Genomic DNA, 12413 nt, shown 5'->3' on the forward strand with positions numbered 1-12413 from the left:
CGTCTTTGGAGGATCGTTCAACCGATCATTTTAGGCTTAACTGATCGGCATTAGCTACTTAGCTCGTTTTTTTGAATACTTCTCGCTCAGTTACTATTGAGTTAAGTAAGCATCTAGCTCTTCACTGCCACCAATGTGCTTACCACCGATAAAGACTTGCGGCACTGTAGTGCGGCCAGAAATAGCGCGTAAACTTACTGTTGTCGCATCTTTACCTAGAATGATCTCTTCATATTGAAGGTCGTTGTCAATCAGTGCTTGTTTAGCTTTGACACAGAACGGACAGCCCGGCTTACTAAACACAGTAATCGATTCTTGTGTTTTGAATTCTGGCGCTACGTGTTTAAGCATTGTATCTGCATCAGACACTTTGAACGGGTCGCCCGGCTCGTTTGGTTCAATGAACATTTTCTCCACCACACCATTTTTCACTAGCATGCTGTAACGCCATGAGCGTTTGCCAAATCCTAGGTCATTCTTGTCTACCAACATACCCATACCGTCAGTAAATTCGCCATTACCATCCGGGATAAAAGTGATGTTTTCTGCTTCTTGGTCTGACTTCCAAGCATTCATTACGAAAGTATCGTTAACAGACATACAGATGATTTCATCAACACCGTGGTCTTTAAAAACTGAGAACAACTCGTTGTAACGTGGCAGATGGCTAGATGAACAAGTCGGAGTGAAAGCGCCTGGCAAGCTAAACACAATCACGGTTTTATCTTTAAATAGCTCGTCACTGGTGACGTGAACCCAAGCGTCACCTTGACGAATAGGGAATGTAACTTGTGGTACGTTTTGACCTTCTTTAGATGCAAACATATTGGTTTCCTTAATAGCGGATTATTGTAATTTTATTATTGAGTCTTATCAGTGTAGTGACTGTGCTCTGTCTCGATGGGGTCATTATTGAAGAAATTCTTTGATAGCTCCAATCGTTTAATGTTATGGTTTTGATAGGTAATTTCTATCTTAAAGGTGGGGAGTAGAGGTAATGAATATTCGTGACTTTGAGTATTTGGTCGCGCTTGCTGAGCACAAACATTTCCGTAAAGCAGCAGAAGCTTGTTTTGTCAGTCAGCCAACATTAAGTGGTCAAATTCGTAAACTTGAAGATGAGTTAGGAACGGCACTTTTAGAGCGCAGTAGTCGCCGAGTACTGTTCACTGATGCGGGCTTGCAACTGGTTGACCAAGCTAAGCGCATTTTGTCTGAGGTGAAAACCTTCAAAGATATGGCGAGTGGTCAAGCGGGTGAAATGGTCGGCCCAATGCATATCGGTTTTATTCCGACCGTAGGCCCTTATCTACTGCCTAAAATTATCCCAATGCTTAAAGAGTCGTTCCCTGATCTAGAACTGTTTCTCCATGAAGCGCAAACGCATCAGCTAGTGCGCCAGCTAGAAGATGGAAAGCTAGACTGTTTGGTGTTAGCGTCAGTTGCGGAAACGGCACCATTTAAAGAGATTGAAGTCTACAACGAGCCATTAAGTATTGCGGTGCCTTGTGACCACGAGTGGGCTAAGTTGGATCAAGTCGATATGCTTGAGCTTAATGGGAAAACCGTGTTGGCACTTGGTGATGGACACTGTTTACGTGATCAAGCGTTAGGATTCTGTTTTGCCGCAGGTGCACAAGATGATGAGCGATTCAAAGCTACTAGCCTAGAGACGCTACGTAATATGGTGGCCGCAGGCGCGGGTATTACTTTGTTGCCAGAGCTGTCGTTGCCGAAAGAGAAAGAGAAAGATGGGGTATGTTATGTACCCGCAACCAATCCGGAGCCATCGCGTAGCATTGTGTTGGCTTATCGCCCAGGGTCTCCTCTTCGCTCGCGCTTTGAGCAGTTGGCACAAGCGATAAAAAATCAGCTTGAAGACAACCGCTAAAGTAGAGTGTCTAGACAATAAAAAAGAGGTTGATGTGAAAACATCAACCTCTTTTATTTTCAGTATACTAATGGTTAGAACAGCTCTTCACCGCCATCAGAGGAGTAGATACTGTCAGTAATTTCATTTGTAACATACTCGGTAGGCTCAGTCCCTTCTAAGAAGTACTCAAACATAGAGCTAGAGTCGAACTTATTAGTTAATAGACCCGAGTCTCTGTCAATTCGTACTCGTACTATGCTTTGCGGGATCTCTTTGCTTTGCTGTGGGACACCAGTAAGTGCAGTGCGCATAAAATTAACCCACGCAGGTTGAGCCGTTTTAGCTCCAGCTTCAGCCCCCGTAATTTGGTCTTTGCCTAGGTTGCTGTTCGATTTGGTTCGGCCTAGCTTTCGGTTATGGTCATCAAAGCCAACCCAAGAAATAGCCACCATGCCAGGGCCATAACCATTGTACCAAGCATCTTTAGAGTCATTGGTAGTACCGGTTTTGCCACCAATATCACGACGTTTTAATTTCTGAGCACGCCAACCCGTACCGTTCCAGCCAGTGCCGTCACGCCAGTTGCCGCCACCCCAAACGTTGCTATACATCATCTCGCGCATTAAGAATGCTGTTTGCTCAGAGATAACCTGAGGTGCATATTGAGGCTCGTTGGCGTCTTCAGTGACAACATCTTGCTCTGCAAATTCATTCTCGTTGGTGACAGGTAGGGTACAGTCTTGATGACAAACCACTTTTGGTGATGATTCGAACTCAAGGTTACCAAATGGCCCTTCAATTCGGTCAATGTAGAAAGGCTCGACATAGTAACCACCATTGGCAAATACTGAGTAACCTTGTGCCATTTTCATCGGGGTTAAGCTCCCCGCACCTAGTGCAATGGTTTCGGACCGAGGCACTTGGTCGATATCGAAACCAAAGCGAGTCAAATATTGGCGTGTTTCATCTAGACCAACTTCACGTAGCACACGCACTGCCATCACGTTCTTCGATTGCGCTAGACCAATACGCAGACGAGTAGGACCAATGTAAGTTGGTGGTGAGTTTTTAGGACGCCATGCTGTACCTTGGCTTTTATCCCATTGGTTAATAGGTGCATCGTTTATCAGAGTGGCTAGCGTTAGCCCTTTGTCTATGGCAGCGGCATAAATAAATGGCTTGATACTTGAGCCCACCTGGCGAACTGACTGAGTGGCACGATTAAACTTGTTATGCACAAAGTTAAAACCACCAACTAATGAGAGTACCGCACCATTTTCAGGGTTCATTGCCACAAACGCTGTATTGGCATTGGGTACTTGGCTTAGGTGCCATACAAAACTTGGCTCTTGACCTTCAACAAAATTCTCAACCTGACGTACCCAAATTTGTTCACCTTCGGCTAAAATCTCTTTGGCATTCGTTGGTACTGGTCCTTGACGGTCATCTGTGAGGAACTTACGTGCCCACTTCATACCATCCCATTCAATGCTATTAACACCTTGGTTCTTAACCCAAACGGTCACTTGTTTGCTATCTACCTGGGTGACAACTGCTGGAACAAGTTGACCATAGGTAGGTACGTTATCCAGTGTCTTATCGATCTTCTGTTCATCAAATGCGCCTTTACCTGGTTGCCAAAGTACTTTTTCAGCACCGCGATAGCCGTGACGCTCATCGTAAGCGAGTAGGTTGTCGATAGCAGATTTATTCGCTGCAGCTTGCAGCTTGGAGTCTACAGTTGTGTAGACATTCATACCCGAGGTATAGGCTTCTTCTTGACCATAGCGAGCCACCATCCAAGCGCGAGCTAGTTCAGCCACATATGGTGCACTGAGTTCGATTTCAGCACCATGATAACGAGAAAGGATCTCTTCCTCGCGCGCCTGGTCATACTCAGCTTGAGTGATGTATTTTTCATCCAACATACGTAGTAGCACCACATTACGACGATGTGTAGCGCGCTCGATAGAGTAAATAGGGTTCATGGTCGAAGGCGCTTTTGGCATCCCTGCTAGAGTGGCGATTTCGCTTAGAGTTAGATCTTGAAGCTCTTTACCAAAATAGGTTTGCGCTGCAGCACCAAAGCCATACGAACGATAGCCTAAGAAGATCTTATTGACGTACAGCTCCATGATCTCTTCTTTACTAAGTAGTTGCTCTATATGGATCGCAATGAAGATCTCTTTGATTTTTCGCATGATCTTCTTCTCGTTAGAGAGGAAGAAATTACGCGCTAGCTGCTGAGTAATCGTACTCGCGCCTTGTTTGGCTGAACCTGAGAGTGCAACTACCACTGCGGCACGGGTAATACCAATGGGATCGATTCCTGGATGATCGTAAAAGCGACTATCTTCCGTTGCGATAAGGGCTTCGATCAGGTGCTGGGGGATATCGTCATAGGTGACAGGGATACGACGTTTTTCACCGAACTGAGAGATCAGTTTGCCATCTTGGCTAAACACCTGCATCGGTGTTTGTAGTTTAACATCTTTCAGTGTCGCTACGTCTGGTAGCTCTGGTTTCACATATAAGTAGAAGCCGAATATCGTACCGACCCCAAGAATTATGCAAATCAATGTGAATATAAGTAGGCGCTTTATGAACTTCACCGGAGATTCCCTGATTGATTGGGTTCACCAAATGCAAACCCTTGTACTTTAAGCTAAAAATTTAGCTCAATTTGTCTATGTGCTTATTTAACCATCAATTTAAGCGTATGAGCTAAGCAAAAAAGTACGGAGCTAAGCTGCATGGGTAAATCATTAGTTACAGGCATTGAAATTGGACACCACAGTATTAAAGCGGTGGTTCTTAAGCCAAACAAGGGCGCATTTGCTCTTGTCGACTATCAAGAATTGCCAATCGAAGTCGGCATTTTCCCTGATAACCATATGTCAAATTATCAGAAAATTGTAAAGAAACTCAAAGAACTAAGGAAGTGTTTGCCGCGATTTAGTAGCAAAGTTGCATTGGCGATACCAGATAACGCAGTAATAAGTAAGATATTACAGATAGATAGCGTACATGGCAGTCATGAAATTGAATATGCTATTACCCAAGCATTTTCTAATCAATCGCCTTTTCCGATTGAAGAGTTGAACCTAGATTACGTCCAATTATCTCATAGTGGAGACCATTCAAAAGCCAGTTATCAAGTCTATGCGACTAAGAAAGAGGTGGTCGAGCAACAGGCCATGTTGTTCAAAAGCGCATCTTTTCAGCCTATTATCGTCGACACTCGCACTCACGCACTGATTCATATTTGGCAAATTGCTGCACGAGCGAACAACAAATCAGACTGGTTGTTGGTTAACGTCGACTTTGAGTGCAGTTCATTGTGTATTGATTTTCCTGATAAAGCGCCTTACTGCAAAGAAGTGGTGTTAGACAACAATATAGGGAAACACCAAGCTGAAAGATCTATCGCGGTGGGGCAACAAAGCAAACGTTTTGTCACAGAGTTACTTGACAAAATTCAACGTAGTTTACAGCTTATCGCTTCAGTGCATGGTGTCGTGATCAGTGGAGTCTGGCTTTCTGGTCCTGGAGCAAACACTGTAATTTTGGCAGATGAAGTCACTCGGCGTTTACACATTGAGTGCGAGTACCTCAACCCACTTAGTTTGTTGACATTGCCTCAGCGTGGTCGATCTTTCTCAATACTTGCCAACGGATATCGGTTTACTTCGGCAGCGGGGATTGCTCTGCGTGGTTTGACTTGGTTGGAGCAGGACCATGCTGCATAGCATTAATATGCTTCCTTGGCGTGAAGAACTGCGAGCATCGCGTCAAAGGCGCTTTATATTGCTGATGATACTTGGGGGCAGTATTGCTTTGCTTATCCAGTGGAGCATTGGCATGTATTTAGAGCAGCAACGAGCGCAGCAAGATAAGCGCAATAATTATCTCATTCGCTATGAGTCACAGCTTGATGAGCAACTCAACCAGTTGAAAGTCGTCGAAGGTGAGCACCAAGCGTTGCTGACTCGACTGGCGGTGATTGAACAGCTACAAAACCAGCGCAATAAAACGACCGACTTTATGAATCTATTACCCCAGCTTATTCCTCGTGGAGTGTATGTAGACAAATTAAAGATGGATGGTCGACAAATCGAGTTAGCGGGCATTAGCGACTCTACTTCTCATTTGGCTACCATGCTGGACAACCTCGAAAAGTCTCCGGTTCTGACGAATGTAGAGATGCACTCTATTGTTCACGGTACAGCGCGATTCGCCAGTAAGTATCAGTCTTACAGGGTCTCTTTTTCGCTGTTTGGAGGGGAGGATGAATAAGTTCGAATTCGACATTGAAGAGATTGGTGAGTGGCCTTTTGCTTATCAGCTTGTGGTCGTTGTTCTACTTATTGTGATTCTACAGGGCATTGGTTACTGGTTCTATATTCACCCTAAGCAGGAACAGCTTGAGGCGTTAAAACGGCAAGAGAGGCAACATAAAGCGTCAGTTGCGCTTAAGACCAACAAGATCATGCTACTACCACGATTAAAGGTGCAATTAGACGAGCTTGCACTGCGTTACAACTTTCTTTCTCGCCAATTACCGGCACAAAAAGAACTCGCCTCTATGTTGGCGTCAGTCAATCAAGTGGGTTTGAAAAACTCACTCACTTTCACCCGTATTGATTGGGGGCAAAAACACAGTCAGGAATTTCTCTATAAGTTGCCCCTCAATATCGAGTTAACTGGTCACTACCACAACATTGGTGACTTTGCTCAAGCAATTGCTACCTTGCCTCGAATTATTAATTTTGACGATGTGTATTGGCACCGCGTGAGTTTAGAAAGTAGTACGCTTCATTTTCGAGTTCGTGGCTATACCTACCAATTGAGACCCGAGGTCAAAGATGAAAGCTAAACACCTTTTGTGCTGGATTGTTATCGTCTCAGGCTGCAAAGCGAACCAAGAGCCACTTGATGTGTATCTGAAGCAACTAAAACGTGATGTTCAGATAGAACTCAGAGCGCTTGAGCCGATGATTGATGTCCAAATCTCGCGTTATACCGCTCATAACATCAGGCAGCCGTTTGAACTACCTCAAGCGGCTTTATCTGTCACTCAGCAAGCGAGAGAAAAAGAGTGTTGGCAACCCCAATTCCGAGGTAAAGCAAGCCAGCTAGAGTCGTTTTCGTTGAGTCAATTACGTCTCAAAGGTGTGATGAGCCGTTCAGGTAAGGTGTCAGCACTTGTTGAAGCTCCAACGGGCCACTTAGTGCAACTTACCCCTGGTCAATACTTAGGGCCGAACCACGGTAAGGTAACCAAAGTGGCGGTTGATTATATGGTAGTTCAAGAAGCCCTTCCCGACGGTTTAGGCTGCTGGCATCTGCGTGATACCAAGTTAGCGCTTAAGTAAAATAATGGATTGAGAACAAAATGAATAAAGGAATGAACGCATTTGTCACGGTCTGGTTGCAATGCGTTGTTTTGCTATTAACCTATCTACCTTGCACGACCTACGCGCAAGAGATGAACATCAATCGATTAGAGCAGTTGGATTTCAATCTTAATCAACATCGCAATGCTCAAATTGTGCTTACATTCTTTGACTCGCGCGCTATTGTCGATATCCAGAAAGTGGCTAAGGGACTGAGAATAGATCTACTAAAGACCCAAGTGACAGATGATTTAATCAAGGTATTTGATGTCACTGAGTTTGGCACTGATGTTAGTGATATTGAAGTGTTTCACCACCCAGATAAGGTGGTGCTTATGGTGACCATTGGTGGCGAGTTCAGCTACCAAGATCTTCTAGAAGATAATAAGTTATTCGTGACAGTGATCCCGATTTTGGAACAGACCGCTAATGAAGAAAGCAGCATTGTCGAACAAAAAAACAAAAAGCTCTCACTCAATTTTCAAGACATTCCGGTTCGCAACGTGTTGCAATTGATTGCCGACTACAATGACTTCAACCTCGTCGTCTCTGACTCTGTGACTGGTAACCTGACGTTACGCTTAAAGGAAGTGTCATGGCAGAAAGTGCTTGATATTATTTTGCAGGTCAAAGGGTTAGATAAACGAGTTGAAGGTAATGTGGTGCTAGTGGCCCCAAAACCTGAGTTTGATGCTCATGAGCAACAAATTTTAGAGCGTGTCCGTTTGACTGAGCAGCTAGGAGAGCTGACATCGGATATCATCAAAGTTAACTTTGCTAAAGCTGCAGATATAGCAGATTTAATTGATGGTGGTGAAGAGTTTAGTATGCTGTCTTCTCGAGGCTCGTTGAGTATCGATGAACGAACCAATACTTTGTTAATTAGAGACTTAGAGGAAAACCTAGTTACCATTCGTTCTATTGTCGACGCGCTAGATGTTCCTGCTAAACAGGTGCAAATTGAAGCGCGCATTGTCACTGTCAATGAAGGAAACCTAGATGAGCTTGGTGTCCGTTGGGGTTTTAGCAACACTAATGGCAGCACCTCTATTGGCGGCAGTATAGAAGCCAACTTGTTTGAAACAGTGCCGATTGATGACATGCTCAATGTCAATCTCGCCGCGACCTCTGCCAATGCATCAACGATAGCCTTTCAAGTCGCGAAACTTGGCTCAGAGATGTTACTCGATCTTGAGCTTTCGGCATTGCAGAGGGAGTCGAAAGCTGAGGTTATCTCTAGCCCGCGCTTGATCACCACCAATAAGAAACCTGCTTATATTGAGCAAGGTAGTGAGATTCCCTATTTAGAATCCTCATCAAGTGGTGCAACAAGCGTTTCTTTTAAAAAGGCAGTACTGAGTTTAAAAGTGACACCGCAAATTACGCCTGACAACCGACTTATTCTCGATTTGAATGTCACTCAAGATAGGCCTGGTGATGTGGTGAAAACTGGTACCGGGGAAGCGGTAGCGATCAATACTCAACGCATCGGTACTCAAGTGCTGGTGGACAATGGGGAGACCGTGGTACTCGGCGGCATCTTTCAACATAGCGTGACCGATGCAGTGGAGAAAGTTCCACTGTTAGGTGATATACCTTTATTTGGGGTGCTGTTTCGCCGTACATACCAGCAAATGGGCAAGAGTGAACTGTTAATTTTTGTCACTCCAAAGGTCGTTATTGAGTAAGAATTCGGTTAAGGACGAAAATAAATTTGCATTAATGCCACCTTATCTAGATAATTTCGGGTCTTATCACGAATTATCTGTGAGGAATAGGTGCCACAAGCATCTCCATCGCTAGTATCACACTGGCTTTTCTTGTGGTGATGTCATTGAATTAACGTTGTAAATTACTGCTAAACATGGCTGAGAAACGCAATATTTTCCTTGTTGGCCCTATGGGTGCCGGCAAAAGCACTATCGGTAGACATCTAGCTCAACAACTTCATATGGAGTTTGTTGATTCTGATACCGTTATTGAAGAACGTACTGGCGCAGATATCGCTTGGGTATTTGACGTAGAAGGTGAAGAAGGCTTCCGCGATCGCGAGGAAAAAGTGATTAACGACCTCACTGAAGAGCAAGGTATTGTACTTGCAACAGGTGGCGGTTCAATCAAGAGCAAAGAAAACCGCAATCGCCTTTCTGCACGCGGTATTGTTGTTTACTTAGAAACAACGATTGAAAAGCAGCTTGCGCGCACTAACCGCGACAAGAAGCGACCATTATTACGAACTGATAATCCACGTGAAGTGCTAGAATCGCTTGCAGGCGAGCGCAACCCACTTTACGAAGAAATTGCGGATTACACAGTACGTACAGACGATCAAAGTGCAAAAGTGGTAGCCAACCAGATCGTAAAAATGCTAGAAGAACGTTAAGACTTTTTTTAGCAACTGGAGAATACCCATGGAACGGATTACGGTCAGCTTAGATGAGCGTAGCTATCCAATCTCAATTGGTGCCGGATTATTTAATGATCCGGCCCACCTCTCTTTCTTATCGGCAAAACAAAAAGTGGTGGTGATTTCGAATGTCACTGTTGCACCACTGTACGCCGATAAAATCCTCTCACTTCTTGAACAGCTCGGTTGCGAAGCGTCCGTTCTTGAACTGCCAGATGGTGAACAGTACAAATCGTTAGAGACTTTCAACACTATTATGAGTTACCTGCTTGAAGGAAGCTATGCCCGTGATGTTGTCGTAGTTGCTCTTGGGGGAGGGGTGATTGGTGATTTGGTGGGTTTTGCTGCCGCGTGTTACCAGCGAGGTGTCGATTTTGTTCAAATCCCGACAACTTTATTGTCGCAAGTAGATTCATCTGTGGGTGGGAAAACTGCAGTTAACCACAAGTTAGGTAAAAACATGATTGGGGCCTTTTACCAGCCCAAAGCTGTAGTCATCGATACCGACTGCTTAAAAACACTGCCGCAAAGAGAGTTTGCTGCTGGCATTTCTGAAGTGATCAAATACGGTATTATCTACGACCAAGATTTTTTTGTATGGTTAGAAGAGAACCTAGATAAACTCTATCAGCTCGATGAGCAAGCCCTTACTTATGCGATTGCTCGTTGTTGTGAAATAAAAGCAGAAGTCGTTGCACAGGACGAAAAAGAGTCGGGAATTCGCGCATTGCTGAACCTAGGTCATACATTTGGTCATGCGATTGAAGCTGAGTTAGGTTATGGTAATTGGCTACATGGTGAAGCTGTGTCTGCTGGTACGGTAATGGCTGCAAAAACGGCTCAACTTCAAGGTCTTATCAATGAGCAGCAAGTTGAACGAATTATTTCTATACTGAAAAGAGCCCAACTGCCAGTACAGACGCCAGAGACGATGTCGTATGCCGACTTTATCAAGCATATGATGCGCGATAAGAAAGTACTCGCTGGTGAGCTTCGTCTGGTGCTTCCTACCAGTATCGGCACAGCCGATGTAGTAAAAGGTGTCCCTGAGTCGGTCATTGAACAAGCAATCGACTTTGCGCGCACAGTATAATTCTTGTTGTTAGTGGTACCAACCTAACCTAGGCCATTGGCCGTTGCGTTAGTTTGGTATTACGCGTATTTTCATTAGGATAACGCAATGAGCTTGGCGCATGACCCACGTGTGTTGGAGTTAGACTCACAAACAGAACTGCTAGAACGTTTGCAGTTGCTGACTAATTTTGGCTCGAATCTAGTGACACTTAGTGGTGCTCCAGGTGCGGGGAAAACTTGGCTGGCGCAATACTATCTTGAGGCGTGGGCACAAGACAAAAACCAGTCTTTACTGATGTGTTATCCCAATCAAGATGAATCTCAGCGTCGTTCTACAATTCTCACTCAGTTGATTTCTGAACCTCTTTTTAATCCGGCAGACTCGTTGGTCGAATCTTTTTCGCGCATCATGCAAGGTGAAACCTGTGATGTGGTGATTGCGATCGATGATGCCCATTTGCTGACCGAATCCTTTGTTTCTGAACTGTGGATGCTGGTTCTCGAAGCGCAAGTCAACCCAGGTTGGACGGTGAATGTGTTGTTGTTCGCTCAATCGAACAGTCTAGATGCATTGCTGACTCGTTTGGGTTATGGTCAAGAACACAAGCCGATTGATCTTGAAATTGAACCACTTAGCCAAGAAGAGGCGGATCGATTCTTTGAACAATTAGTGATTCGGTTTGTCGAAGATGACATGGAGAAACGCGTTCGTAACGCGTATCGAACAGTTGCTCGCCGTCCGGGCGAAATCATGGCTCTAGGGGATCATAAAGTGGAAAAAAGGATTATTATCCGCTCAATTGTGGGCTCACCCATCAATATTGCGTTGTTGGTTGTCACGCTACTGGTATTCATTGGTGGTGGTTACTGGTGGATGATGTCGCAGCCATCTCCCGATGACAAAGCGCAACAGATAGCAGAATCTATCGAGCAGACGGTAATTCCAACTTTGCCGGAGGTCACCTCCGGTGCTGAAAGTACAGTGATAGAGCCCGAACCCGTGGTTGACCCTACCATGGCTAGCGCTGAAGACGACTCACTCGCCTTACCACCCGATGTGACGGAGCAAGTATTGAGTGTCGGTAACACAGATAACGACCATCAACGTGTGGTGATAGAATCTGATGTGGTGGATGCCTTAATGGAAGGCAAAGCTGAGCAAGTGGATACCAGTAAAATTAAACAAGTTGTTGAGCAATCTAAAGTCGATCAGGTTGTAAAACCTCAGGAACAAGCTGCTCCACAACCAGAAGTACCGGAAGAGGCGGCACCAAGTTCAACGGTGATCAAATTCTCTTTTACCAAAGATGAACTAAAAAGCTTTTCACCACGTAGTTACACTCTGCAATTGGCGGCGGTAAATTCACTTGAAGAAGTACAGAAGTTTATCGATCGTCATCAACTCGCTAATCAAGTCTTTATTTATCCTACTCAGCGCAATGGAGTCGATTGGTACATAGTGACATACCAGAATTATCCAACCATTCAGGTTGCGCGTGATGCCGTTCAAGGTTTATCCACTGAGCTGCAAAACTTAGAACCGTGGGCTAAGTCACTAAGCCAAGTGCAACGAGAGATTGACCGCACTAACTAAGACAATTAGAAACAAGGTGCAATCGCAAAAATGCCTGAGATTAATCGCAAAATATGTTACATTCCGCAG

At 44.7% G+C, this 12413-nt stretch carries 11 protein-coding genes; 9 read left to right on the forward strand and 2 right to left on the reverse strand.

Translation table 11 applies throughout. From position 1 onward, the window contains the following. Positions 1–93: 93 nt before the first annotated feature. Positions 94–825, reverse strand: coding sequence for a glutathione peroxidase (locus tag APB76_RS13385; protein ID WP_054963549.1), 732 nt, complete (start codon positions 823–825; stop codon positions 94–96). 172 nt (positions 826–997) lie between these two features. On the opposite strand from APB76_RS13385, the gene oxyR reads away from it, so the two are divergent. Further along, positions 998–1891 (forward strand): DNA-binding transcriptional regulator OxyR, encoded by an 894-nt coding sequence (gene oxyR / locus APB76_RS13390; protein ID WP_049842994.1) that lies wholly within the window; start codon positions 998–1000, stop codon positions 1889–1891. 74 nt (positions 1892–1965) lie between these two features. Here the strand turns inward: oxyR and APB76_RS13395 are convergent, their stop codons facing one another. Continuing rightward, entirely contained in the window at positions 1966–4485 is a 2520-nt protein-coding gene (locus APB76_RS13395) for a penicillin-binding protein 1A (protein WP_054963548.1), read from the reverse strand. Positions 4486–4626: 141 nt separating this feature from the next. Between APB76_RS13395 and pilM the strand changes: the two genes are divergently transcribed. The 8 genes from pilM to APB76_RS13435 all read left to right on the forward strand — a co-directional run bounded on the left by pilM (position 4627) and on the right by APB76_RS13435 (position 12344). Then, positions 4627–5622, forward strand: coding sequence for a type IV pilus assembly protein PilM (gene pilM / locus APB76_RS13400; RefSeq protein WP_054963547.1), 996 nt, complete (start codon positions 4627–4629; stop codon positions 5620–5622). Next, positions 5612–6169 (forward strand): PilN domain-containing protein, encoded by a 558-nt coding sequence (locus APB76_RS13405; protein WP_054963546.1) that lies wholly within the window; start codon positions 5612–5614, stop codon positions 6167–6169. The genes pilM and APB76_RS13405 overlap by 11 nt, the downstream gene beginning before the upstream one ends. Further along, positions 6162–6749, forward strand: coding sequence for a type IV pilus inner membrane component PilO (locus APB76_RS13410; protein ID WP_054963545.1), 588 nt, complete (start codon positions 6162–6164; stop codon positions 6747–6749). The genes APB76_RS13405 and APB76_RS13410 overlap by 8 nt, the downstream gene beginning before the upstream one ends. Further along, positions 6739–7248 (forward strand): pilus assembly protein PilP, encoded by a 510-nt coding sequence (locus APB76_RS13415; protein WP_054963544.1) that lies wholly within the window; start codon positions 6739–6741, stop codon positions 7246–7248. The genes APB76_RS13410 and APB76_RS13415 overlap by 11 nt, the downstream gene beginning before the upstream one ends. Positions 7249–7268: 20 nt before the next feature. Further along, positions 7269–8957 (forward strand): type IV pilus secretin PilQ, encoded by a 1689-nt coding sequence (locus APB76_RS13420; protein WP_054963543.1) that lies wholly within the window; start codon positions 7269–7271, stop codon positions 8955–8957. A 176-nt stretch (positions 8958–9133) separates the two neighbouring features. Next, the gene (aroK, locus tag APB76_RS13425) at positions 9134–9652 is read left to right on the forward strand and encodes a shikimate kinase AroK (protein ID WP_049843001.1); all 519 of its coding nucleotides are present in this window, start codon (positions 9134–9136) and stop codon (positions 9650–9652) included. 28 nt (positions 9653–9680) lie between these two features. Further along, positions 9681–10769 carry a 3-dehydroquinate synthase gene (gene aroB / locus APB76_RS13430; RefSeq protein WP_054963542.1) on the forward strand — a complete coding sequence of 363 codons (1089 nt, stop codon included), beginning with the start codon at positions 9681–9683 and terminating at the stop codon, positions 10767–10769. 87 nt (positions 10770–10856) lie between these two features. Next, complete coding sequence (locus tag APB76_RS13435) at positions 10857–12344, forward strand: SPOR domain-containing protein (RefSeq protein WP_054963541.1); 1488 nt, start codon at positions 10857–10859, stop codon at positions 12342–12344. Positions 12345–12413: the final 69 nt, after the last annotated feature.

Origin of the sequence: Vibrio bivalvicida, from assembly GCF_001399455.2 — a bacterium.
Lineage (GTDB): Bacteria > Pseudomonadota > Gammaproteobacteria > Enterobacterales > Vibrionaceae > Vibrio > Vibrio bivalvicida.